Annotated in this window: 19 protein-coding genes and 1 pseudogene; 13 read left to right on the top strand and 7 right to left on the bottom strand. The window is 65.4% G+C overall.

The genetic code is table 11. From position 1 onward, the window contains the following. Positions 1–72 precede the first annotated feature (72 nt). Positions 73–2,925 carry an RNA polymerase-associated protein RapA gene (gene rapA, locus ACIPK7_RS02440; RefSeq protein ID WP_401084973.1) on the bottom strand — a complete coding sequence of 951 codons (2,853 nt, stop codon included), beginning with the start codon at positions 2,923–2,925 and terminating at the stop codon, positions 73–75. Between the two features lie 227 nt (positions 2,926–3,152). Here rapA and ACIPK7_RS02435 point away from each other — a divergent pair, with 227 nt between their 5' ends. The 7 genes from ACIPK7_RS02435 to ACIPK7_RS02405 all read left to right on the top strand — a co-directional run bounded on the left by ACIPK7_RS02435 (position 3,153) and on the right by ACIPK7_RS02405 (position 7,813). Beyond that, complete coding sequence (locus tag ACIPK7_RS02435) at positions 3,153–3,458, top strand: aspartate-semialdehyde dehydrogenase (RefSeq protein ID WP_081515872.1); 306 nt, start codon at positions 3,153–3,155, stop codon at positions 3,456–3,458. Between the two features lie 48 nt (positions 3,459–3,506). Continuing rightward, positions 3,507–4,106 carry an alpha-ketoglutarate-dependent dioxygenase AlkB gene (locus ACIPK7_RS02430; protein ID WP_192430651.1) on the top strand — a complete coding sequence of 200 codons (600 nt, stop codon included), beginning with the start codon at positions 3,507–3,509 and terminating at the stop codon, positions 4,104–4,106. Continuing rightward, positions 4,103–4,264: a hypothetical protein gene (locus ACIPK7_RS02425; RefSeq protein ID WP_192430650.1), complete on the top strand. Its 162-nt coding sequence runs from the start codon at positions 4,103–4,105 to the stop codon at positions 4,262–4,264. The genes ACIPK7_RS02430 and ACIPK7_RS02425 overlap by 4 nt, the downstream gene beginning before the upstream one ends. A gap of 203 nt (positions 4,265–4,467) precedes the next feature. Further along, on the top strand, positions 4,468–4,578 hold the full coding sequence (gene ccoM / locus ACIPK7_RS02420; protein WP_277873429.1) for a cytochrome c oxidase subunit CcoM: 111 nt from the start codon (positions 4,468–4,470) through the stop codon (positions 4,576–4,578). A gap of 182 nt (positions 4,579–4,760) precedes the next feature. Continuing rightward, positions 4,761–6,749, top strand: a complete 1,989-nt coding sequence (locus ACIPK7_RS02415) for an FUSC family protein (RefSeq protein ID WP_401084968.1) — start codon at positions 4,761–4,763, stop codon at positions 6,747–6,749. Beyond that, positions 6,736–6,945 (top strand): DUF1656 domain-containing protein, encoded by a 210-nt coding sequence (locus ACIPK7_RS02410; protein WP_037010214.1) that lies wholly within the window; start codon positions 6,736–6,738, stop codon positions 6,943–6,945. The genes ACIPK7_RS02415 and ACIPK7_RS02410 overlap by 14 nt, the downstream gene beginning before the upstream one ends. 13 nt (positions 6,946–6,958) lie before the next feature. After that, the gene (locus ACIPK7_RS02405; RefSeq protein WP_401084965.1) at positions 6,959–7,813 is read left to right on the top strand and encodes an efflux RND transporter periplasmic adaptor subunit; all 855 of its coding nucleotides are present in this window, start codon (positions 6,959–6,961) and stop codon (positions 7,811–7,813) included. Here ACIPK7_RS02405 and ACIPK7_RS02400 read toward each other — a convergent pair. The 3 genes from ACIPK7_RS02400 to ACIPK7_RS02390 form a co-directional block, all read right to left on the bottom strand. Beyond that, complete coding sequence (locus tag ACIPK7_RS02400; protein ID WP_401084962.1) at positions 7,797–8,972, bottom strand: MFS transporter; 1,176 nt, start codon at positions 8,970–8,972, stop codon at positions 7,797–7,799. The genes ACIPK7_RS02405 and ACIPK7_RS02400 overlap by 17 nt on opposite strands. Positions 8,973–9,114: 142 nt before the next feature. Further along, on the bottom strand, positions 9,115–9,585 hold the full coding sequence (locus ACIPK7_RS02395; RefSeq protein WP_138215376.1) for a MaoC family dehydratase: 471 nt from the start codon (positions 9,583–9,585) through the stop codon (positions 9,115–9,117). Next, positions 9,582–10,535, bottom strand: a complete 954-nt coding sequence (locus ACIPK7_RS02390) for a lysophospholipase (protein WP_401084959.1) — start codon at positions 10,533–10,535, stop codon at positions 9,582–9,584. Before ACIPK7_RS02390 ends, ACIPK7_RS02395 begins: the two co-directional genes overlap by 4 nt. Before the next feature lie 306 nt (positions 10,536–10,841). Here ACIPK7_RS02390 and fadD2 point away from each other — a divergent pair, with 306 nt between their 5' ends. Continuing rightward, positions 10,842–12,530, top strand: a complete 1,689-nt coding sequence (gene fadD2 / locus ACIPK7_RS02385; protein WP_401084956.1) for a long-chain-fatty-acid--CoA ligase FadD2 — start codon at positions 10,842–10,844, stop codon at positions 12,528–12,530. A gap of 75 nt (positions 12,531–12,605) precedes the next feature. Here fadD2 and ACIPK7_RS02380 read toward each other — a convergent pair whose 3' ends face one another. Further along, complete coding sequence (locus ACIPK7_RS02380) at positions 12,606–12,842, bottom strand: YdcH family protein (RefSeq protein WP_192291468.1); 237 nt, start codon at positions 12,840–12,842, stop codon at positions 12,606–12,608. A 445-nt stretch (positions 12,843–13,287) separates the two neighbouring features. Here ACIPK7_RS02380 and fadD1 point away from each other — a divergent pair, with 445 nt between their 5' ends. From fadD1 to hrpA, 4 genes and pseudogenes are all read left to right on the top strand, one after another. Then, the gene (fadD1, locus tag ACIPK7_RS02375) at positions 13,288–14,973 is read left to right on the top strand and encodes a long-chain-fatty-acid--CoA ligase FadD1 (protein WP_401084952.1); all 1,686 of its coding nucleotides are present in this window, start codon (positions 13,288–13,290) and stop codon (positions 14,971–14,973) included. A 39-nt stretch (positions 14,974–15,012) separates the two neighbouring features. Continuing rightward, a pseudogene (locus ACIPK7_RS02370) lies at positions 15,013–15,885 on the top strand (cache domain-containing protein); the annotation flags it as partial. Between the two features lie 102 nt (positions 15,886–15,987). Continuing rightward, entirely contained in the window at positions 15,988–16,743 is a 756-nt protein-coding gene (locus tag ACIPK7_RS02365) for a methyl-accepting chemotaxis protein (RefSeq protein ID WP_401085580.1), read from the top strand. 163 nt (positions 16,744–16,906) lie between these two features. Continuing rightward, positions 16,907–20,926, top strand: coding sequence for an ATP-dependent RNA helicase HrpA (gene hrpA, locus ACIPK7_RS02360; protein WP_401084949.1), 4,020 nt, complete (start codon positions 16,907–16,909; stop codon positions 20,924–20,926). Positions 20,927–21,115: 189 nt separating this feature from the next. On the opposite strand, the gene ACIPK7_RS02355 is transcribed toward hrpA, so the two are convergent. Continuing rightward, positions 21,116–21,820, bottom strand: a complete 705-nt coding sequence (locus ACIPK7_RS02355) for a glutathione binding-like protein (protein ID WP_401084946.1) — start codon at positions 21,818–21,820, stop codon at positions 21,116–21,118. A 154-nt stretch (positions 21,821–21,974) separates the two neighbouring features. Here ACIPK7_RS02355 and ACIPK7_RS02350 point away from each other — a divergent pair, with 154 nt between their 5' ends. Next, a complete protein-coding gene (locus ACIPK7_RS02350) occupies positions 21,975–22,412 on the top strand; it encodes an HIT family protein (RefSeq protein ID WP_401084943.1) in 438 nt (145 codons plus the stop codon). A gap of 19 nt (positions 22,413–22,431) precedes the next feature. Here the strand turns inward: ACIPK7_RS02350 and ACIPK7_RS02345 are convergent, their stop codons facing one another. Continuing rightward, positions 22,432–22,851 carry a 3-isopropylmalate dehydratase gene (locus tag ACIPK7_RS02345; protein ID WP_192430639.1) on the bottom strand — a complete coding sequence of 140 codons (420 nt, stop codon included), beginning with the start codon at positions 22,849–22,851 and terminating at the stop codon, positions 22,432–22,434. Positions 22,852–22,975 lie beyond the last annotated feature (124 nt).

The raw sequence follows: 22,975 nt of genomic DNA, 5'->3' as shown, positions 1-22,975 counted from the left end.
GCGCCGGCCAGGCATGAAAAAAGCCGCCACCGGTTGCCCGGTGGCGGCTTCTTCATGACGCGACGGCGGGGATCAGCCAGCGACCAGTACGCGGATCGCTTCCAGGCGCAGGGAGGCCTTGTCGAGCAGCGCCAGGCTGTCGTCGCGCTGCTTGCGCAGGGCGTCCAGCTCGCTGTCGCGCACGCTGGGGTTGACGGCCTTGAGCGCGGTCAGGCGCGCCAGTTCCTCGTCCAGGGTCGCGGTCAGCTGCTGGCGGGCGGCTTCGACGCGCTCGGCATGACGCGGGGTGATCTTGACCTCGGCCTGGGCGAACTGCTTGGCCAGTACATCACGCTGCGCCTGCACGAACTTGTTGGCGCTGGCGCGCGGTACGCTTTCCAGCTGGTCGTTCAGGGTCTCGAAGGACACACGCGAGGACAGGTCGTTGCCGTTGGCGTCCATCAGGCAGCGCAGCGCCACCGGCGGCAGGAAGCGGCCCAGCTGCAGCTTGCGCGGCGCCACGGCTTCGCTGACGAACAGCAGCTCCAGCAGCACGGTGCCGGGCTTGAGCGCCTTGTTCTTGATCAGCGCCACCGAGGTGTTGCCCAGAGAGCCGGACAGCACCAGGTCCATGCCGCCCTGCACCATGGGGTGCTCCCAGGTGAGGAACTGCATGTCTTCACGGGCCAGGGCCTGGGCGCGGTCGTAAGTGACGGTCACGCCTTCGTCGTCGCCCAGCGGGAAGCTGGCGTCGAGCATCTTCTCGCTCGGGCGCAGGATCAGCGCGTTCTCGGAATGGTCCTCGCTGTCGATACCGTAGGTGTCGAACAGGCGTTCCATGTAGATCGGCAGGGCGAACTGGTCGTCCTGCTCCTCGATTTCTTCCACCAGCGCCTCGCCCTCGCCGGCGCCGCCGGAGTTCAGCTCCAGCAGGCGGTCGCGGCCGTTGTGCATCTCGGTTTCCAGCGCTTCGCGGGCGGCGGTGCCTTCGGCCAGCAGGGCCTCGAAGGCGTCGTCGTCGCCGCCGTCCAGCAGTTCCACCAGGCGCGGGCCGAAGCGATGCTGCAGGGCGTTGCCGGTGGGGCAGGTGTTGAGGAAGGCGTTGAGTGCCTGGTGGTACCACTGGAACAGGCGTTCCTGCGGACTGTTCTCCAGGTGCGGCACGTGGATCTGGATGGTGTGCTTCTGGCCGATGCGGTCGAGGCGGCCGATGCGCTGCTCCAGCTGGTCCGGATGGGCCGGCAGGTCGAACAGCACCAGGTGATGGGCGAACTGGAAGTTGCGGCCTTCGCTGCCGATTTCCGAACAGATCAGCACCTGCGCGCCGAATTCTTCATCGGCGAAGTAGGCGGCGGAGCGGTCGCGCTCGAGGAGGCTCATGCCCTCGTGGAACGCGCTGGCCGGGATGCCGGACTTCACGCGCAGCGCGTCGCCCAGGTCCAGCGCCGTCTCGGCGTGGGCGCAGATCACCAGCACCTTGTACTGCTTGAGCATCTTCAGGGTGTCGATCAGCCAGTCGACGCGCGGGTCGAAGCGCCACCAGCGGGCGTTCTCGTCGCCGTCCTCGGCCTGGGCCTGGAAGCTGACTTCCGGGTAGAGGTCCGGGTGCTCGCCCAGCGGCAGTTCCATGTACTCGATCGGGTTGGTCAGCACGTAGGGATGCAGCTGGCGCTCCGGGAAGCCCTGCACGGCGGCGCGGGTGTTGCGGAACAGCACGCGGCCGGTGCCGTGGCGGTCGAGCAGCTCGCGTACCAGGCGGGCGCGGGCGTCTTCATTGCCGGCCTCGACGCTGGCCAGCAGCTCGTCGCCCGCGCTGCCGAGGAAGCCGTGGATGGCCTGACGAGCGGCAGGGGAGAGGCTGCCCTGGTCCACCAGTTCCTGCACGGCCTCGGCGACCGGGCGGTACTGAGTGCTTTCGGTGCGGAAGGCTTCCAGATCGTGGAAGCGGTCCGGATCGAGCAGGCGCAGACGGGCGAAGTGGCTGTCCAGGCCGAGCTGTTCCGGGGTCGCGGTGAGCAGCAGCACGCCGGGGATGACCTGGGCGAGTTGCTCGACCAGCTGGTATTCGGGGCTGGCCTGTTCCGGATGCCATACGAGGTGGTGGGCTTCGTCGACCACCAGCATGTCCCACTCGGCGGCGAACAGCGCGTCCTGGGCCTTCTCGTCCTCGCGCAGCCACTCCAGCGCCACCAGGGCCAACTGGGTGTCTTCGAAGGGGTTGCTGGCATCGCTCTCGACGAAACGCTCGCGGTCGAACAGGGCGACTTCCAGGTTGAAGCGCCGGCGCATTTCCACCAGCCACTGGTGCTGCAGGTTCTCCGGCACCAGGATCAGCACGCGGCTGGCGCGGCCGGAGAGCAGTTGGCGGTGGATCACCAGGCCGGCTTCGATGGTCTTGCCCAGGCCCACTTCGTCGGCCAGCAGGACGCGCGGCGCCATGCGGTCGGCGACTTCGCGGGCGATGTGCAACTGGTGCGCGATGGGTTGCGCGCGGGCGCCGCCCAGGCCCCAGAGCGAGGACTGCAGCAGGCGGGTGCGGTGTTCCAGGGTGTGGTAGCGCAGGCCGAACCAGGACATCGGGTCGATCTGCCCGGCGAACAGGCGGTCGCTGGCCAGGCGGAACTGGATGAAGTTCGACAGCTGCGTTTCCGGGACGGTGTGCTGCTCGTTCTGCGCGGTGAGGCCGTGGTAGATCAGCAGGCCGTCGATCTCGTCCACTTCGCGGACGGTCATCTTCCAGCCTTCGAAATGGGTGATCTGATCGCCCGGGGCGAAGCGCACGCGGGTCAGCGGCGCATTGCGCTCGGCGTACTGGCGGGTATCACCGGTGGCGGGATAGAGCACCGTGAGCATGCGGCCGTCCAGTGCCAGGATGGTCCCCAGGCCGAGTTCCGCTTCACTGTCGCTGATCCAGCGTTGACCGGGTTGATACTGCGCCATGGACACCTCCCAAAAAAAGCCGGCTATGGTACCGGAACGCGCAGCGTTCAGCGATGGCCGTCGGCGCCTCCGGTCGTCCGAATCATTGGCAGGGCCAGTTGGAGGCGCGCACTCATCGCGAATCGTGGAAAGTGTAGCGAGGCACACTCAAGTCTGTAGCACTCCGGCCGATAGCCTGACCAGAGGACTTGTCAGCGCACTTCCCCACAGGGGCTCGCCCCCAGGAACACTCGATGCTGCCGCCCATTCCCCATAGTCTGGCACCCGTCACTGCCCAGCAGGACGTGCCCAAGCCGCGACCGGATGTCGCCCCGGTGACTCCGCCTGCGCCCAGCGCGGGCAATGCCGGCGTGGAGCTGGAGCGTCGCCCTGACGAACAGGCGCTGCGCGAGGAATACCAGCGCCGGCGCAAACGTCGCCAGCTCGCCGACGGCACCCCCGAGGGCGAGGCGCTGGAAGAACTGGAGGAAGTCGAGGAACTGGGCGAAGACGTACAGGCCGCCCAGCGCAAGGGGCTGTGGATCGATGTCGAGGTCTGACCAGGCGGGGGAGTAGACTGGCCCCATCGCTGAGTAACCGAGCTTTCCATGCTGTTCGACGACGCCCCGATCCTTCTATCCGATGCCGAGCTGCGCCTGATTCCCGACTGGTGCACGCAGGTACGCGCGGCCCAGTGGTTTGAGCAATTGCTCGAACAGACGCCCTGGGAGCAGACCGTCGTGCACCTGCACGGGCGCGATTACCCGGTGCCGCGCCTGGTCAACTGGTACGGCGATCCCGAGGCTTTCTATACCTACTCCGGCCAGACCCACGCGCCGCTGCCCTGGACGCCGCTGCTGGCGGAAATCCGCTCGGCGGTGGAGCAGACCGCCGGCCAGCGCTTCAACGGCGTGCTGCTCAACTATTACCGCGACGGCCAGGACTCGATGGGCTGGCACAGCGACGACGAGCCGGAGCTCGGACGCAACCCGGTGGTGGCCTCGCTGAACCTTGGCGGCACGCGGCGCTTCGATCTGCGGCGCAAGGGACGAAATACAATCGAACACTCCATCGAGCTGGCCGGCGGATCGCTGCTGGTCATGTCTGGCGCGACACAGCATTATTGGCAACATCAGGTTGCCAAGACGCGCCGTCCGGTTGCTCCGCGCCTGAATCTGACTTTCCGCCTGGTGCACGCCCTGCCATGAGCAACGACGACAAGCTGATCGACTTCACCGCCGAGCGCGACAAGCGCATCCACGACGTGCACGAAAAGCGTCTGCAGGACGTGCGCAAGGCCTTCGAGCAGGCGCTGCCACTGGGCAAGCCACGCAAGAAGGGCAAGAACAAGCCGAAGAAGCGCTGATTTACCCCCTCCCGGGACCGCAAGGCCCCGCTCTGCGCGGCTTCCCGCCGCACCCGATACCCTCCGGAACTTGATCTGCGTCAGTGCTCCGGCCCTCCCCGGAAAGCGCCTTGTCGACCATTGATCCAGGTCAATTGGTCCCACCCGGCCGCCGGTAATCTGCACACATCCCCAGACGATGTAGGCAACAGGAGGCCAGCATCATGTTCATCGACGAAGTGGTTCTAGCAGGCGTCCTCACCGTTGGCCTCATGGTTCTGTTCTTCGGTGGGGTCGGAATTTTCATCTGGAAGGACAGCCACAAGAAGGGCTGATCCTTACGGATACACAGAGCACGCAAGGCACTTCGGGCGACTTAGGTCGCCCGTTTTTTTTGCCTCGACGAAAGTCGGGATGACATATTGTTAGCTTGCTAATAATATTATCAGCAACGATTCTGTCATTCTCTTTGCCGACTATCTTTATGCGATAGATCCGGACCCTTTCGAGAGACCGCGTGCGACCTACGCTACAGGCATTCCTCGCGCCGGATACGCTGGCGCTGAAATTCGCGATCAAGACCCTCCTGGCAGGCGGCCTGGCGCTCTGGTGCGCCTTCCGTTTCGACCTCGAACAGCCGCAGTGGGCGCTGATGACGGTGTTCATCGTCTCCCAGCCGCTGTCGGGCATGGTGGTCGCCAAGGGCATCTTCCGCCTGATCGGGACCCTGATCGGCACGGTCATGTCGGTGGTGATGCTCGCGCTGTTCGCCCAGACGCCCTGGCTGTTCCTGCTGGCCATCTCGCTCTGGCTAGGACTCTGTACCGCCGCTTCCACCTCCCTGCGCAACCACGTCTCTTACGCGTTCGTGCTGTCGGGCTACACCGTGGCGATCATCGGCCTGCCGGCGATCAGCCATCCGCTGGACGTCTTCGATCAGGCTGTGGCACGCAGTACGGAAATCTGCCTGGGGATTCTCTGCGCCTCGGCGGTCAGCGCCATCCTCTGGCCGCGCCGCGTCGAGGCCAACCTGGACAAGCAGGCCCACGCCACCTGGCTCACCGGCATGCAGGCCGCGCGCAGCGAGATCGACGCCGACGCGCGGCAGATAAAGGGCTTGCTGCAGGCTCTGGGCAAGATCGTCGAAGTCGATGTGCAGCGTGACCACGCCTGGTTCGAGGGCTACCGCGGGCGGATGCGTTCGCGTGCGCTGCGGATTCTTTCCCGCGACCTGCTCAGCCTGCTGCGCACCGCGCGCGGCGTGGCCCGCCAGCGCAGCGTGCTGGATGCCGAGGACCGCGCGCGTCTGCAACCCTGGTTCGACGAACTGCGCGCTGTACTGGACGATCCGCAGGTCGATGCCATGCGTTCATTGCAGCAGCGCTTGCAGGAGGCTGGTCTGGAAGAGGGCTACTCCAACGACCTGCGTTATTGCCTGACCCGCTGCGCCCTGCTGCTGCTCAAGGCGCTGAACTCGGAGAAGACCATGCGAGCGGTGGCGGACGGGCGGGTGGACGATGTCGCCACCGGCACCCTGTCCTGGCACCGCGACTGGTTGATGGCGTTGTTCTATGGACTGCGCAGTGCGCTGGCGCTGCTAGGCATGTCGGCCTTCTGGATGGCCACGGCCTGGCCGGCGGCTACGGGTGGCATGTTGCTGGCCGCGGTGATCTGCAGCCTGTTCGCCAACCGTGACAACGCAGTCGCCATCGGTCTGGGCTTCCTGCGCGGCATTCTCCTCGCCGTGCCCGCCGCTGCGGTGGTGACCCAGTGGCTGCTGCCGCAGTGGAACGGCTTCCCGCTGCTTTGCCTGGCCCTGGGCGTGCCGCTGTTCTTTGCGCTGCTGGGCATGGCGACGCCGGCGCTGGCGGGTACGGCGACATCCTTCTCGATCCATTTCATCACCCTGGTGGCGCCGAGCAACGTGATGAGGTACGACCTCGCCAACCTGCTCAATTCGGCGCAGGGCATCGTCATCGGCGTGGGTTTTGCGGTGCTGGTGTTCCGCCTGCTCACCCTGCCGGCGGACTGGCTCAACCGGCGGTTGATCCAGGCCACCTGCGAAGACCTCGGGCGGCTGACCCGGCGGCCGCTGGCCGAAGCCGAGAGCTGGTTCGGCGGGCGCATGGCCGACCGCCTGATCCGCCTGGCGCGGCACTACACCCTGTTGCCGAAGGAGGAGCAGCGGCGCTGGCAGGACGGTCTGCTGGCGCTGGACCTGGGCAACGAGCTGATCCACCTGCGCTCCTGCCTCAGCGGCGCCCAGGGACAGTTGCGCAAACGCCGCGACCAGTTCCTCGGCGCGCTGGGCAGCGTGCTGGAAAAAGGGCCCGGAGGCGGGCGCGAGCAGCGCCTGGAAAGCCTCTGCTCGCCTTTGGAAGAGGCCCTCGCGCACGATCTGCAGGGCGACAACGAACCCAACCGCTTGGCCCGTGCCGCGCTGGCGCAATTGCGCCGCACCTGGCGCCAGTGGTGCCGTCTGGAGGACGCCAATGGGACTGCATGAGTTCGGCTGGGGTGGAGTGTTCCTGAGCCCGCTGTTCATCTATGCGGTGCTTGCTCTGGGCCTGACGGTCGTATTGCGCCTGCTGCTGCAGGCCACCCCCTTCGGGCGCTGGATCTGGCACGAGGCGCTGTTCGACTGCGCGTTGTTCGTGCTGATTCTCTGCGCCATCACCTGGGCGCTCAGCGCAGCGCCTTGAGAGGAGAAGCTGTATGCGCGGATACCTTCGCGTAACCGTCACCATTGTCCTGGTCATTGTCGCCGTCCTGGCCGGCACCTGGCTGTGGCGTTACTACATGCTGTCGCCGTGGACCCGCGATGCGCGGGTGCGTGCCGACGTCGTGGTGATTGCACCGGATGTCTCCGGCTGGGTCACCGACCTCGCCGTGCAGGACAACCAGCAGGTCAAGGCCGGTGACTTGATCATGCGCATCGACCACGAGCGTTACGCGGCGAACCTGGAGCAGGCCAAGGCCCTGGCCGAGACCCGACACCAACAGTACCTGCTGCGCGTGAGCGAGGCTTCGCGGCGCAGCAAACTGGGCATCGCGGCGATCAGCGCGGAGGACAAGGAAACCGCGCAGATCAATGCTTCCATCGCCAAGAGCGAGTACGACGAGGCGCAGGCCCAGGTGCGCCTGGCGCAACTGAACCTGACCCGCAGCGAGATGCGCGCCCCGCGCGACGGGCAGATCACCAACCTGCGGCTGGCCCAGGGCAACTATGTGCAGGCCGGCCAGGCGATGATGGCGCTGGTGGACCAGAAGTCCTTCTATGTCACCGCCTACTTCGAGGAAACCAAGCTGCCCGGCATTCGCATCGGCCAGCCGGCGCGGGTGGTGCTGATGAGCGGCGACATCGCCATCGGCGGCACGGTGGAAAGCATCAGCAGCGGCATCACCGACCGAAACGCGATTCCCGACAGCCAGTTGCTGGCCAACGTCGAACCGACCTTCAACTGGGTGCGCCTGGCCCAGCGCATTCCGGTGCGTATCCACCTCGACAAGGTGCCCGAGGGCGTACATCTGAGCGCCGGCATGACCGCCAGCGTCACTGTAAAGCCGTGATCGGGGTGCCTGTTCGCTCGCGCTGAAGCCAGCAGGACAAGGCCGCGCAGAAGATCGACGCGGCGACCAGCGAGACGCCCACCCAGGGTGTCCAGGCGATGCCGGCCAGGCCGATCACCGCACCGCCCAGCGCCGCACCGAGGGCCACGCCCAGGTGCATCGCCGAGGTATTCAGCGCCACCCCCGCGCTGCCGCTGGCCGGGTCGCTGGCCAGCAGGTAGCTCTGCACTGCTGGCGAGATCATCCAGCTGATGGTGCTCCAGACCATCAGCGCGCCGAGCAGCAGCCACGGATGACCGAGGCTCAGTGGGATCGCCAGCATTGCCAGGGCGAACAGTACCGGCACCACCAGCAGCGCGCGGCGATGGCCGAGGTGATCGCTCAGCCAACCGCCCAGGTAGCCGCCACCGATGGCCGCCAGTCCGATCAGCAGCAGGGTGAGCGCGATGCTCTGGCTGTCGGTGATCCCGGCAACCTGCTGGAACCACGGGGTGATGTAGGCGAACAGGGTGAAGTGCCCGCCCAGCAGCAGGATCGATACCAGTTGTGCGAGGTTCAGCGCCGGATTGCGCAACTGGCGCCGGTAGGCCGCGCCATTGGCCGGGCTATCCAGTGTGCGGCGGGGCAGGGCGATCCGCAGCAGCGCGGCCAGTGGCAGCGAATAGAAGGCGATGGCGGCGAAGATCCAGCGCCAGCCGAACCAGTCATTGACCAGCACGCCGGCCGGCACGCCGAATACCAGGGAACCGCTGATGCCCATGAAGATCAGGCCGATGGCGCGCCCGCGCTGGGCCGGCGGCGCCAGCTCCACCGCCAGCAGGCTGGCCTGCATGATCAGCAGCCCGCAGCAGGCGGCCATTCCGATGCGCATCAGCAGCAGCGAAACATAGCCGGGGCTCAGCGCAGCACCCGCGTTGAACGCGGCGAATACCAGCAGGGTGATGACCAGCAGCCGGCGGCAGTCGGCGCCACGGGTGAACCAGCCGAGCAACGGCGCGGCGATGGCGAAGCTCAGGGAGAACAGGCTGGTGAGCTGCCCGGCGAGGCTGAGGGAGACGTGCAGGTCGGCGGCGAGCGAGGGCAGGATGCCGGTGAGGATGGCCTCGGCGAGGCCCGCGGCGAAGGTGCAGAGGGACAGCAATAGCAGTCGAAGGTCCATGGCGGCTCCGATTCCCGGTGAGGGGTTTCGGGCACGTAGCCTTCGGTTATCCCAAGTGGATGTGGTGTGACGGGGGCAGGGTAGTCGAGGGGAAAACAGTATACAAGCTTCCGGGGCCGGACGGACGGCCCCGGAACGCGCCTCAGCCGATGGTGATCGGCGGCAGGGCGGGCAGTTCGATGTTGAGCTTCTCGGTCGGCGCCATGACTTCGGCCTCGCCTTTGACCACCGCCTTGCCGTCCTGGTTGAGCACGGTGGTGCTGATGCGCACACGGTTCTTCGGCAGCTTTTCCAGCACTTCCAGCTCTACTGTCAGTTCGTCACCAAGCTTCACCGGGCGGGTGAAGCTCAGGTTCTGGCCGAGGTAGATGGTGCCCGGGCCGGGCAGGGTGGTGGCGATCGCCGCGCTGATCAGTGCGCCGGTGAGCATGCCGTGGGCGATGCGCTCCTTGAACTGGGTGGTGGCGGCGTACTCGGCGTCCAGGTGTACCGGGTTGCGGTCGCCGGAGACCTCGGCGAACAACTGGATGTCACGCTCGGTGACGCTGCGCTGGAAGTTGGCCTTCTGGCCGACTTCGAGTTCTTCGTAAGGGACGTTTTGTACGGAAGTCATAGGGGCTCCTCGGTTTTCTCGACCTGCGGGACGGGGCAGTGCGCGCCCAGCCAGTCGATCAGGTTGCGGGTGACCTCGTCGCGGTTGCTCTCGTTGAACAACTCGTGGCGAGCGTCGGGATAAATCTTCAGTTGGACGTCACGAACCCCGGCCCTGGTCATCGCCTGGGCGAGATCGCGCAGGCGCTTGCCCTCGCTGACCGGGTCGCGTTCGCCGCCGATGACCATCACCGGTAGGTCGGCACGGATGCGCGACAGGTGCTCCACCGGCGTTATATCCGCCAGGCCGCCCAGCAGGTCCACCCAAAACTGGTTGCTGCAGCGGAAGCCGCAGAGCGGGTCGGCGACGTACTTGTCGACTTCGACTGGGTCGCGGCTGAGCCAGTCAAAGGCGGTGCGATTGGGTTTGAAGGCCTTGTTGAACGAGCCGAAGGACAGGAAATCGATCAGCGCGCTGTGCCCCAGCGGGCCCTGTCGCCAGCGCTCGAAGCGGGCGATCAGGCGGGCGCTGTTGTACAGCGCCACCGGCTGGTAGTTGGAGCCGGACAGTACCGCCGCCTTCACGCTGGCGCTGTGCTGCATCAGGTAGGCGCTGCCGATGTAGCTGCCCATGCTGTGGCCGAGCAGGATGATCGGCAGGTCCGGGTGCTCCTCGCGCACATGCTGGTTCAGCGTATGCAGGTCGCCGATCACCTTGCCCCAGCCGCCGCGGTCGGCGTAGTGGCCCGGTTCGCCGTTCTCGGCGGTGCGGCCGTGGCCGCGCTGGTCGATGGCGTAGAGGTGGTAGCCGGCAGCGCTCAGCGCAAGCCCCAGGCGTTCGTAGCGGCCGGCGTGCTCGGCCATGCCGTGAGACAGCATCAGGGCGCCGCGGGACGGGCCTTCCGGCGCCCAGTGGCGGGTGTAGAGCGGTGTCTCGTCGCTGGCGGCAAGCCAGTAGGCGGCGTAGGGCATGGGGTCCATCCTGCTTCTTGTTCGTCGATTCTTATTGGAATGGGGCCATGGAGCGGGCCTGACGGGGCGATTCTGCCACGCCGGGACATTTTCTGTATGGATTGCCGACAGCACCCGGCCATTGGCGTGTAAGTCCCGTCCTAGGCGGCCGTCGGCTCTATCCCGCGCCATGCCGGGATGGTGGCGCAAGATTCACGCAGTCTATGACGCCGCCTGGAGTCTTTGCGATGACCAAAGGAACTGCTAGCTTCCGTCGAATGACCGCAATGACGGTTCGGTTTCGCTCAGGTATGAGGACAAGAATAAATGCAACCTGATTTCTGGAACGACAAACGCCCGGCCGGCGTGCCCAGCGACATTGACCTGACCGCCTACAAATCGGTGGTGGAAGTCTTCGAGCGCTCCTGCAAGAAATTCGCCGACCGTCCGGCCTTCAGCAACATGGGCGTGACCTTGACCTACGCCGAGCTGGACCGCCTGTCCGCCGCCTTCGGCGCCTACCTGCAGAAGCACACTGACGTGAAGCCCGGCGACCGCATCGCCGTGCAGATGCCGAACGTCCTGCAATACCCCATCGCCGTGTTCGGCGCCCTGCGCGCCGGCCTCATCGTGGTCAACACCAACCCTCTCTACACCGCCCGCGAAATGCGCCACCAGTTCAAGGATTCCGGCGCCCGCGCGCTGGTCTACGTGAACCTGTTCGGCAAGCTGGTGCAGGAAGTGCTGCCCGATACCGGCATCGAATACCTGATCGAGGCGCAGATGGGCGACCTGCAGCCCGCGCTCAAGGGCCTGCTGGTCAACACCGTGGTCAAGCACGTGAAGAAGATGGTGCCGGAGTACAACCTGCCCCAGGCCGTCTCCTTCAAGTCAGCCTTGCGCCAGGGCCGCGGCCACGGTCTGCAGCCGGTCAAGGTCGGCCTGGAAGATATCGCGGTGCTGCAGTACACCGGCGGCACCACCGGCGTAGCCAAGGGCGCCATGCTCACCCACGGCAATCTGGTAGCGAACATGCAGCAGGTGCACGCCTGCTTGCAGCAGCATGGGCCGGACGGCAAGCCGTTGATGCAGGTCGGCAACGAGGTGATGATCGCGCCGCTGCCGCTGTACCACATCTATGCCTTTACCGCGAACTGCATGTGCATGATGGTCAACGGCAACCACAATGTGCTGATCAGCAACCCGCGCGACATTCCCGGCTTCATCAAGGAACTGAAGAAGTGGCGCTTCTCCGCGCTGCTGGGCCTGAACACCCTGTTTGTCGCGCTGATGGATCGCCCGGAATTCAAGGAACTGGATTTCTCCAACCTGAAGGTCACCAACTCCGGCGGTACCGCACTGGTCACCGCCACCGCCGAGCGCTGGAAGGCCATGACCGGCTGCACCGTGGTGGAAGGCTACGGGCTCACCGAGACTTCCCCGGTGGTCAGCACCAACCCCTACGGTGATGCGGCGCGTCTGGGAACCGTCGGCCTGCCGGTGCCGGGCACCTCTCTGAAAGTCATCGACGACGACGGCAACGATGTCGGTCTGGGCGAGCGCGGCGAGCTGTGCGTGAAAGGCCCGCAGGTCATGAAAGGCTACTGGCAACGCCCGGACGCCACCGCCGAGGTGCTGGATGCCGAGGGCTGGCTGCGTACCGGCGACATCGCGGTGATCGACCCGGACGGCTTCACCCGCATCGTCGACCGCAAGAAGGACCTGATCATCGTCTCGGGCTTCAACGTCTATCCCAACGAGATCGAGGACGTGGTCATGGCCCACCCGAAAGTCGCCAACTGCGCGGCCGTCGGCGTGCCGGACGAGAAGTCCGGCGAAGCGGTGAAGCTGTTCGTGGTGGCCCGCGAGGGCGGCGTGACCGTCGAGGAGCTCAAGGCGTACTGCAAGGAAAACTTCACCGGCTACAAGGTGCCCAAGCACATCGTGCTCAAGGACGCCCTTCCGATGACGCCGGTGGGCAAGATCCTGCGCCGGGAGCTGCGCGAAACGGCTTGATCCCAGCATGAACGAAAAAGGGGGCTGATCCGCGATCAGCCCCCTTTTTTATTGCCGGTTGTCAGTCTGAGCTGGTCAACCACCACAGCCGCCGCAACAGCCGTCTTTCTTGCGCAGGATTTCGTAGAGATCGTCCTTGAGCTGCAGCTTCTGCTTCTTCAGCGCCTCGATGGCGTCGTGGGAGGCAGGGGTGATGCCGGCTTCCATGTTCTTGATCTCCTGGTCGAGATCGTTGTGGCTATGGAAGAGCCTGGCGAAATGCGGGTCTTCGGCTTTCAGGCGGGTAATCTTTTCGCGGTATTCAGGAAACATGAGGGTTCTCCAGGAGAGTGCAATAGCACTTTGCGAGATCCCGACCCTGGAAGTGTTGAGGCAGATCATTGAAGGCGTCGCGTGTAGCGAGGCGAAATCGCCGGATCGAACTCCGACGAGATACCCTGTAGCGGCGACCGGACCGAGAACCACTTTCCGTTCTTTTTTCCGGTTTCATTTCCCTGAAATCCACTTTGTCGGACAATCCAACAAGTCTGAAAGCCTTCTGGCACGGGCTTTTCCGACGAGCGGAGCGTTGGTGACCGGAAGGCCTGTCTCTGGTCATTTTTCTTACTGACAAGCCTGTGTTTGGTGCTGGTCGCTGTTTCTCAAAGCTGATAATCTCGGCCCGCTTTTCGCTCCCCGAGTCAGGGGAAAGCGACATAAACACAACAAATAACCGCGAACGCGGTAAAGATGAGCTGTTGCTTAGGAGTGGGCTTCCATGACCGACAATTTCTGGAAGGACAAATACCCAGTGGGGATCGCTGCCGAGATCAACGCTGACCAGTACCCGAACATCCTCGCGGTACTCAAAGAATCCTGCCAACGTTTTGCAGACAAGCCTGCCTTCAGCAACCTGGGCAAGACCCTGACCTACGGTGAGATGTACAAGCTCTCCGGGGACTTCGCCGCCTACCTGCAACAGAACACCGATCTCAAGCCCGGCGACCGCATCGCCGTGCAGCTGCCCAACGTGCTCCAGTACCCGGTCGTGGTCTTCGGCGCCATGCGCGCCGGCCTGGTCGTGGTCAACACCAACCCGTTGTACACCGCGCGGGAAATGGAGCACCAGTTCAACGACTCCGGCGCCAAGGCGCTGGTGTGCCTGGCGAACATGGCGCACCTGGCCGAGGAAGTGCTGCCCAAGACCGGCATCCGCAACGTCATCGTCACCGAAGTGGGTGACATGCTGCCGCCGCTTAAGCGCTTCATCGTCAATTTCGTGGTCAAGAACATCAAGAAGATGGTTCCGGCCTACAACATCCCCAATGCGCAGAAACTCATCGACGTCCTGGCCAAGGGCCGTGGCAAGGCCGTGAAGGAAGTCTCGCCGCACAACGACGACGTCGCCGTGCTGCAGTACACCGGCGGCACCACCGGCGTGGCCAAGGGCGCGATGCTGACCCACCGCAACCTGGTCGCCAACATGCTGCAGTGCAAGGCACTGATGGGCGCCAACCTTAATGAAGGTTGCGAGATCCTCATCACCCCGCTGCCGCTGTACCACATCTACGCCTTCACCTTCCATTGCATGGCGATGATGCTCACCGGCAACCACAACATCCTGGTAACCAACCCGCGCGACCTGGCCAGCATGGTCAAGGAACTCTCGCAGTGGAAGTTCACCGGTTTCGTCGGGCTGAACACCCTGTTCGTCGGCCTGTGCAACAACGAAGGCTTCCGCAAGCTGGATTTCTCCGCGCTGAAGCTGACCCTCTCCGGCGGCATGGCCCTGCAACAGGCTGCCGCCGAGCGCTGGAAGGACGTCACCGGCTGCGCCATCTGCGAAGGCTACGGCATGACCGAGACCAGCCCGGTGGTGTCGGTTAACCCGTTCCAGAACATCCAGATCGGCACCATCGGCATCCCGGTGCCGTCGACCCTGTGCAAGGTCATCAGCGATGACGGCCAGGACCTGCCGCTGGGCGAGCGTGGCGAGCTGTGCGTCAAGGGCCCGCAGGTGATGAAGGGCTACTGGCAGCGCCAGGAAGCCACCGACGAGATCCTCGACAAGGACGGCTGGCTGCGTACCGGCGACATCGCGATCATCCAGGAAGACGGCTACATGCGTATCGTCGACCGCAAGAAGGACATGATCCTGGTGTCGGGTTTCAACGTGTACCCCAACGAGCTGGAAGACGTACTCGCCACCCTGCCGGGCGTGCTGCAGTGCGCCGCCATCGGCATCCCGGACGAGAAGTCCGGCGAGGCGATCAAGGTCTTCGTGGTGTCCAAGCCGGGCGTCACCCTGACCAAGGAGCAAGTCATGCAGCACATGCACGACAACCTCACCGGTTACAAGCGTCCCAAGTCCGTGGAGTTCCGCGACAGCCTGCCGACCACCAACGTCGGCAAGATCCTGCGCCGCGAATTGCGCGACGAAGAGCTCAAGAAGATCAGGGCCTGAGCCGATAGATAAGAAACCCGCCGCAAGGCGGGTTTTTTGATGGGGCAAGGAAGCCATGTCCCTTATCTGCCTGAGGTGAACGCCTTGAACACTGCCCTCCGTTTGCGCGCCAAGGTCCTGCTCCTGGCCATCGTGCCAATCCTCCTCCTGACCCTGCTGTTATGTGCCATTTCCACCGTTGCCCTGAAGCAGCTGGCGGCCCAGCAGGAAGCGCAGATCCGCGAGAACCTCACCCAGGACCGCGAAGCCCAGTTGAAGAACTTCGTCGACGTGGCGCTGGCCGCCGTCGGCCCGGTCTACCAGGCTGCAGCGCAGGGCGATGCCCAGGCGCGCGAGCAGGGCATCGCGATTCTAAAACGCCTCGAATACGGCAAGGGCGGCTACTTCTGGGGCTACGACATCCGCTCCGTGCGTGTCTTCCAGGGCACCAGCGACGAGCGCCTGGGCGAGGATTTCAGCAGCTATCGTGATCCCAATGGCATCTACGCCATCCGCGAGCTGGTGGCAGCGGGCCAGAGTGGCCAGCACTACGTGCGCTACAGCTTCACCCTGCCGGGCGGCAACGCCATCGTGCCGAAGATCGGCTACGCCCACTTCCTGCCCAAGTGGAATTTGGTGTTCGGCACCTCGCTGAACCTCGACGACGTCGAGCGTGAAGTGAAGGAGGCCGGCGCCGCCTTCGACGCCAAGATCGATAACCTGCTGCTGCTCATGGGCGGCTCCGCGCTGGCGCTGCTGGTAGTGATCGGCGTGCTCGCCGGGCTGTTCAGCCGCACCATCGTCCAGCCCATCGTGCAGGTACGCGACAACCTCGACGACATGGCCGCCGGTGACGGCAACCTGACCCATCGCCTGAACCTCGGTCGCCATGACGAACTGGGTGAGCTGGCCGGTTCGTTCAACCGCTTCGTCGAGAAGATCCATGTGCTGGTGCAGCAGGTTGCCGGCACCACCCAACAGCTTTCCGGGTTGGTCGGCGACGTCGCCCAGCAGGCGCAGCGCTCCGAACGCGCGATGGACGGCCAGCGCCACGAAACCGACCAGGTCGCCACCGCCATCAACGAGATGACCGCCGCCGCCCAGGAAGTGGCGCGCAGCGCGCAACAGGCCGCCGATGCCGCCCAGCAGACCGACCGTGAAGGCCAGGCGGCCAAGCGAGAAGTGGACCTGTGCGTCGCGCAGATCAACGACCTGGCGGGCGAGGTGCGCAGCAGCAGCGACTCCCTCGACACTCTGCGGCAGGATGTTCAGGGCATCGTCGGCGTGCTGGAAGTGATCCGCTCCATTGCCGAGCAGACCAACCTGCTGGCGCTCAACGCCGCCATCGAAGCCGCCCGCGCCGGCGAGGCCGGACGTGGTTTCGCCGTGGTCGCCGACGAAGTCCGCGCCCTGGCCAGCCGCACCCAGCAGAGCACCGGGGAAATCCAGCAGATGATCGACCGCCTGCGCGGCACCACCGAAGGCTCGGTGAGTGCCATGCAGCGCGCCAGCGAAATGGCCGAGCGCACCCGCGGCCAGGCCAACCAGGCCGGCCAGTCGCTGGACGCCATCGCCCAGCTGATCGGCACCATCAACTCGATGAACGCGCAGATCGCCAGCGCCGCCGAAGAGCAGACCGCGGTGGCCGAGGAGATCAACCGCAGCGTGCACCAGATCGCCGGCGGCGTGGACAGCGTGGCGGACGACGCGGCCAAGGGCGCGCGTACCGCGACCGAGCTGAACGGCCTCGGCGAGCGCCTGCGCCAACTGGTAGGCCAGTTCCGCATCTGATCCGGCGGGGCGCAATGCCCCGTCAATCCGGGTCGCCAAGCAATCGGATTGGCGGCCCGTGCCGGTCTTTTGCGACAATTCACCCATTGTCGCCATGACAGCCCATTCCAGGGACCGGCTCCGCACCTGCTCGCGCCGCTCCCGCCTGATGCCCGCGAAGCCGATGACCACAGACAGTACGCCGACCCCCGAACAGCTCCTGCAGCGCATGGATCACGCGATGATCCGCGACCGCCATCGCCTGCGCCGGCAGCTCCACGAACTGCGCAAGCACCCCGACGAGGCCAAGCTCGCCCAGTGGGCCGAGCGCTTCCAGGCCTCCTGCGCCAAGGCCGAGGCGCGTCGTGCGAGCATCCCGAAGATCCGCTACGACGACAGCCTGCCCATCGCCGCCAAGCGCGACGAGATCAAGGCCGCGCTGGACAAGAGCCAGGTGGTGGTGATCGCCGGCGAGACCGGCTCGGGCAAGACCACCCAGCTGCCGAAGATCTGCCTGGAGCTGGGCCGCGGCACCCACGGCCTGATCGGCCACACCCAGCCGCGCCGGCTGGCCGCGCGCAGCGTGGCCACTCGCGTTGCCGAGGAGATCGGCACGCCGCTGGGTTCGCTGGTCGGTTACCAGGTGCGTTTCGAAGACCAGAGCGACGACAGCACGCTGATCAAGCTGATGACCGACGGCATCCTGCTGGCCGAGACCCAGCATGACCGTTACCTCGAGCGCTATGACACGATCATCGTCGACGAAGCCCACGAACGCAGCCTGAACATCGACTTCCTGCTCGGCTTCCTGAAAACCCTGCTGCACCGCCGGCCGGACCTGAAGCTGATCATCACTTCGGCGACCATCGACCTGGAGCGCTTCTCCAAACACTTTGGCGATGCGCCCATCGTCGAGGTCTCGGGGCGCACCTACCCGGTGGACACCTGGTACCGCCCGCTGGCAGCGGAAGTGGATGAGGACGGCGAAGCGCTGTTCGACGACCTCTCCGTGGACCAGGGCATCCTCCGCGCGCTGGACGAGATCGCCGCCCACGAGCGTGAAGTCGGCAAGCGTCCCGGCGACGTGCTGGTGTTCCTCCCCGGCGAGCGCGAGATTCGCGACGCCGCCGAGATGCTGCGCAAGGCCAACCTGCGCCACACCGAGGTGCTGCCGCTCTATGCACGGCTGACGCCGGCCGAGCAGCAGAAGATCTTCGCGCCCATGCCGGGGCGCAAGATCGTGCTCGCCACCAACGTCGCGGAAACCTCGCTGACCGTGCCGGGCATCCGCTACGTGATCGACAGCGGCACCGCGCGGATCAGCCGCTACAGCTACCGTGCCAAGGTCCAGCGCCTGCCCATCGAAGCCGTCTCGCAGGCCAGCGCCAACCAGCGCAAGGGCCGTTGCGGCCGGGTCGAGCCGGGCATCTGCGTGCGCCTGTACAGCGAAGAAGACTTCAACGGCCGCCCGGCCTTCACCGATCCGGAAATCCTGCGCACCAACCTCGCGGCGGTGATCCTGCAGATGCTCCATCTGCGCCTGGGCGACATCGAGGCCTTCCCCTTCATCGAGCCGCCGGATGGCAAGGCGATCAACGACGGCTTCACCCTGCTGCAGGAACTCTCGGCGGTGAACCGCGAGGGCCAGCTGACGCCGCTGGGCCGCCAACTGGCGCGCCTGCCCGTCGACCCGCGGCTGGGGCGCATGCTGCTGGAAGCGGCGCAACTGGGCAGCCTCCCCGAAGTGCTCACCGTGGCCAGCGCGCTATCCGTGCAGGACCCGCGCGAGCGGCCGATGGACCGCCAGCAGGCCGCCGACCAGGCCCACGCACAGTGGAAGGACCCGGACTCGGACTTCGCCGCGCTGATCAACCTCTGGCGCGGCTTCGAGGAGCAGCGCCAGGCGCTGGGCTCCAACCCGCTGCGCAACTGGTGCCGGAAGAACTTCCTGAATTACCTGCGTCTGCGCGAATGGCGCGATGCGCACCGCCAGCTGACGCTGATCTGCCGTGAACTGCAGCTGCCCTTCGGCGCCAAGTCGGACGGTGCCCAGCGCAAGAGCGAGCCCGCTCGCGAACAGCCCAGGCAGCACGATAACCGTGGCCGCCAGCCGGTCGCCAAGGCGGATGAGCCGAAGGCCCGTGATATCGATTACGCCGCCGTGCACAAGGCGATCCTCTCCGGCCTGCTCAGCCAGATCGGCCAGAAGGCGGAGGAGGGCGACTACCTCGGCGCGCGCCAGCGGCGTTTCTGGATTCACCCCTCCAGCGTGATCGGCCGCAAGAAGCCGCAGTGGATCATGGCCGCCGAGCTGGTGGAGACCACCAAGCTGTTTGCCCGCATGGTCGCGAAGATCGAGCCGGACTGGCTGGAGCCGTTGGCCGCGCACCTGGTGAAGAAGAACTACCTGGAGCCGCATTGGGAAAAACGCCGTGGTCAGGTCGTGGCCTACGAGCAGGTGACCCTCTACGGCCTGATCATCATCGGCCGCCGCGCCGTTCACTATGGTCCGATCGACCCCGCGGTATCACGCGAGATGTTCATTCGTGAGGCGCTGGTACGCGGCGAGATCAACAGCCGCGCCAAGTGCCTGTCGGCCAACCGCCAACTGCTGGAGAAGCTCGACGAGCTGGAAGCCAAGGCGCGCCGGCGCGACATTCTCGCCGACGAGGAAACCCTGTTCGCCTATTACGACGAGCGCCTGCCGGCAGACATCTACCAGTCCGCCAGCTTCGAGAAGTGGTACGAGCGTGAGTACAGGCAGCAGCCGGACCTGCTGATCATGCGCGAGGAAGACGTCCTCGCCCGCGACGCCAGCGAAGTCACCGCCGGCCTCTACCCGGACCGCCTGCGCCTGGGCGACCTGCAGCTGCCGCTCACCTACCACTTCGAGCCCGGCCACGTGCGTGACGGCGTGACCGTGCGCGTACCGGCGCCGCTGCTGCCGCAGCTGCCCGCCGAACGCCTGGAATGGCTGGTGCCGGGGCTGCTGGAGGCCAAGTGCATCGAGCTGGTGCGCAGCCTGCCGAAGGCGATCCGCAAGAATTTCGTGCCGGTGCCGGACTTCGTCCGTGCCGCGCTGGGCAAGATGGTCTTCGCCGAGGGCGGATTGTCCGAGTCCCTGGGCCGCGAACTGCAGCGTATGACCGGCAGCCGCGTACCGGAAGAAGCCTGGGCGGAGGCCGAGACCCAGGTGGAAAGCCACCTGCGGATGAACATTGAAGTGGTCGACGCCCGTGGCAAGTTCCTCGGCGAAGGCCGCGACCTCGTTGAACTCACCGCGCGTTTCGCCGAGGCCAGCCAGGCCGCGCTGGCGATCCCGCAGGCGGACAAGCCGCAGAAACCGGTGGAAGCCAAGGGCTTTGGCGAAGTCGCGGAGAAGGTCCAGCAGAAGGTCGCCGGGCTGTCGATGACGGTCTATCCGGCTCTGGTGGAAGAGGCTGGCGTGGTGAAGGAAAACCGCTTCCCGACCCAGGCCGAGGCCGACTACCAGCACCGCCGCGCCCTGCAGCGCCTGCTCCTGCAACAGCTCGCGGAGCCGGCCAAGTTCCTGCGCAGCAAGCTGCCGGGGCAGACCGACATGGGCCTGCTCTACCGCGAGCTGGGCCGCGTCGAGTCGCTGGTGGAAGACATCCTGCTGGCCAGCCTGGACAGCGCCATTCTCGACGGCGAGAGCAACCTGCCGCGTGATGGCGCAGGGCTCGCCTCACTGGCCGAGAAGAAGCGCGGCGCCTGGACCGAACATGCCGAGCGCATCGCCCGCCTGACCCTGGAAATCCTCAAGCTCTGGCACGGCCTGCAGAAGCGCTTCAAGGGCAAGGTCGACCTCGCCATGACGGTGCCGCTCAACGACGTGAAGGGGCAGTTGGCCAAGCTGGTCTACCCCGGCTTCGTGCGCGACACGCCGCTGGAGTGGCTGAAGGAATACCCGCGCTACCTGAAGGCAGTCGAACAGCGTCTGGACAAGGTCGCCGGCCAGGTCCAGCGCGACCGTGTATGGAGCGGCGAGATGGCCGGTTACTGGGAGCAGTATTCGGCGCGCCTGGCCAAGCACGCCCAGGAAGGCAAGCGTGATCCGGAACTGGTGATGTACCGCTGGATGCTGGAGGAGTACCGAGTCTCGCTGTTTGCCCAGCAACTGGGGACGAAACTGCCGGTGTCGGACAAGCGCCTGTCGAAGCAGTGGAGCCAGGTCGAGGCCTGATGTTTTGCTCCTGTAGGAGCGAGCTTGCTCGCGAGCGAGGCGTGTCAGGCTGACACGGTTGTCCGGCGGGACTCCAATCGTAGGGCGAATAACCTGGGACAGGTTATCCGCCGGCTCAGCGCGGCGGATAACACCGACGCGTTATGCGCCCTACGGGGCGCGGCCTTGGCTCCTACAAGGGATAAGTCCTCAGTCGCGCTTGGGAATGTTCAGCCCGCGCTGCACGGCCGGCCGTGCAAGGAATCGCTCCAGCACGCGCTTCACATTGTGGAAGTTCTCAAAGCCCACCAACTCTCCCGCCTCGTAGAAACCGATCAGGTTGCGAATCCACGGGAAGGTGGCGATGTCGGCGATGGTGTAGCGCTCGCCCATGATCCAGTCGCGGCCTTCGAGGTGGCGGTCGAGCACGGCCAGCAGACGCCTGGACTCGTCCACGTAGCGCTGCAGCGGGCGCTTGTCCTCGTAGTCCTTGCCGGCGAATTTGTTGAAGAAGCCGATCTGGCCGAACATTGGGCCGATCCCGCCCATCTGGAACATCAGCCATTGCAGGGTTTCATAGCGGCCGCTGGCGCCGGGGGCGATCAGCGAGTCGGTCTTGTCGGCGAGATAGACCAGGATCGCGCCGGACTCGAACAGCGCCAGCGGCTTGCCGTCGGGACCGTTGGGATCGAGGATCGCCGGAATCTTGTTGTTCGGGTTCAGCGAGAGGAATTCCGGGGACATCTGGTCGTTGCGCTCGAAGCTGACCAGATGCGGCTCATAGGGCAGGCCGAGCTCTTCCAGCATGATCGACACCTTCACGCCGTTGGGCGTGGGCAGCGAGTACAGCTGCAGGCGGTCAGGGTGTTCGGCGGGCCATTTGCGGGTGATGGGGAACGCGGAAAGGTCTGACATGCATACTCCGGTCAGGTGAGCAGGTTCTTGAGTCTGTCCTCAGGATAGACCTCCGCGCACCGCCGGTCATGACCCGCGCGCGACAAACCGGTATGGTTCGGGCCCACAGACAAGCAACCGGCCCGCGACGCGGTCAACAGACAAGGAACCCAGCATGAGCCTGCAAGGCACTTACGATCCGCAGAACATCTTCGCCCAGATCATTCGTGGCGAAGCCCCTTGCTACAAGCTGTACGAGGACGACGACGTGCTCGCCTTCCTCGACCTGTTCCCGCAGTCCTACGGCCATGCCCTGGTGATTCCGAAGAATTCCCCGGCGCGCAATATCCTCGAGGTCGACCCCGATGCATTGGCCAAGGTGATGCGCGTGGTGCAGCGTCTGACCGGCGTGATCGTCGAGGAACTCAATCCCGATGGCGTGCAGGTCGCCCAGTTCAATGGCGCGCCGGCCGGGCAGACGGTGTTCCACGTTCATGTGCACATCGTCCCGCGCTATGCTGGCGAGGGCCTGGGCATCCACGCGGCGAACAAGGCCGATGCGGGGGAGCTGGAGAAGCTGCAGGCGCGCCTCGTTGCCCGCCTGAACGGCTGAGGCGCACCTGTGCCTGCGGTTACTCGACCGCCGGCTTGATGTCGAAACCGGTGCGGTTGTCGCTGACGATGCGGAAGGCGTTGTTGCCGCCCGGCTCCAGCGGCACCAGCAGCTCGCGGCGCAGCATGGCCTTGCTGCACAGGCCTTCGCCATCCTTGTCGCCGATGATGCCGACCACGTGCTTGCCGATCGGTACGTGGAAGCTGGCCGACTCGCCCTTGCCGATGCGCGCGGCGATCTCGTGGTCGATGGTGAAGGCGACGTAGCAGCCGCCGCCGATGTAGCCGACGTCGCGGGTGACATCGACCTTGACGCTGTCCTTGCCCGGTTGCTGGTAGGCCAGCAGGCGGTCGGTGGGGACGGGTTGGACTTCATCGCTCTGGTACGAAGCACAGCCGGAAAGCGCGAGCAGGGACAGGACGGCAAGGATCGAACGCATAAACTTCCTCCATGGACAATGCAGCCTAGGCTAGCCCATCCGGCCGGTTTCCGTCGGCTGGGCTACGCACCGTAGGAAATTGGAGTAGTCTTCAGCACATGTGTTCGGGCTGGAGTGCCCGATT

The sequence above is a fragment of the Pseudomonas sp. NPDC086581 genome, from assembly GCF_044746165.1.
In the GTDB taxonomy this organism is placed as follows: Bacteria; Pseudomonadota; Gammaproteobacteria; order Pseudomonadales; family Pseudomonadaceae; genus Pseudomonas.
The sequence above is the reverse complement of the archived record's forward strand: the minus strand, read 5'-3'. Positions and strand labels throughout refer to the sequence as shown.

What these genes read in the sequence shown, in the direction of transcription:
- ACIPK7_RS02435 (WP_081515872.1), top strand. Translation starts at nt 3,153, where the DNA reads ATGCTGCCGCCCATTCCCCATAGTCTGGCACCCGTCACTGCCCAGCAG.
- ACIPK7_RS02430 (WP_192430651.1), top strand. Translation starts at nt 3,507, where the DNA reads ATGCTGTTCGACGACGCCCCGATCCTTCTATCCGATGCCGAGCTGCGC.
- ACIPK7_RS02425 (WP_192430650.1), top strand. Translation starts at nt 4,103, where the DNA reads ATGAGCAACGACGACAAGCTGATCGACTTCACCGCCGAGCGCGACAAG.
- ccoM (WP_277873429.1), top strand. Translation starts at nt 4,468, where the DNA reads ATGTTCATCGACGAAGTGGTTCTAGCAGGCGTCCTCACCGTTGGCCTC.
- ACIPK7_RS02410 (WP_037010214.1), top strand. Translation starts at nt 6,736, where the DNA reads ATGGGACTGCATGAGTTCGGCTGGGGTGGAGTGTTCCTGAGCCCGCTG.
- ACIPK7_RS02405 (WP_401084965.1), top strand. Translation starts at nt 6,959, where the DNA reads ATGCGCGGATACCTTCGCGTAACCGTCACCATTGTCCTGGTCATTGTC.
- ACIPK7_RS02400 (WP_401084962.1), bottom strand. Translation starts at nt 8,972, where the DNA reads ATGGACCTTCGACTGCTATTGCTGTCCCTCTGCACCTTCGCCGCGGGC.
- ACIPK7_RS02395 (WP_138215376.1), bottom strand. Translation starts at nt 9,585, where the DNA reads ATGACTTCCGTACAAAACGTCCCTTACGAAGAACTCGAAGTCGGCCAG.
- ACIPK7_RS02390 (WP_401084959.1), bottom strand. Translation starts at nt 10,535, where the DNA reads ATGCCCTACGCCGCCTACTGGCTTGCCGCCAGCGACGAGACACCGCTC.
- fadD2 (WP_401084956.1), top strand. Translation starts at nt 10,842, where the DNA reads ATGCAACCTGATTTCTGGAACGACAAACGCCCGGCCGGCGTGCCCAGC.
- ACIPK7_RS02380 (WP_192291468.1), bottom strand. Translation starts at nt 12,842, where the DNA reads ATGTTTCCTGAATACCGCGAAAAGATTACCCGCCTGAAAGCCGAAGAC.
- fadD1 (WP_401084952.1), top strand. Translation starts at nt 13,288, where the DNA reads ATGACCGACAATTTCTGGAAGGACAAATACCCAGTGGGGATCGCTGCC.
- ACIPK7_RS02365 (WP_401085580.1), top strand. Translation starts at nt 15,988, where the DNA reads ATGGACGGCCAGCGCCACGAAACCGACCAGGTCGCCACCGCCATCAAC.
- hrpA (WP_401084949.1), top strand. Translation starts at nt 16,907, where the DNA reads ATGACCACAGACAGTACGCCGACCCCCGAACAGCTCCTGCAGCGCATG.
- ACIPK7_RS02355 (WP_401084946.1), bottom strand. Translation starts at nt 21,820, where the DNA reads ATGTCAGACCTTTCCGCGTTCCCCATCACCCGCAAATGGCCCGCCGAA.
- ACIPK7_RS02350 (WP_401084943.1), top strand. Translation starts at nt 21,975, where the DNA reads ATGAGCCTGCAAGGCACTTACGATCCGCAGAACATCTTCGCCCAGATC.
- ACIPK7_RS02345 (WP_192430639.1), bottom strand. Translation starts at nt 22,851, where the DNA reads ATGCGTTCGATCCTTGCCGTCCTGTCCCTGCTCGCGCTTTCCGGCTGT.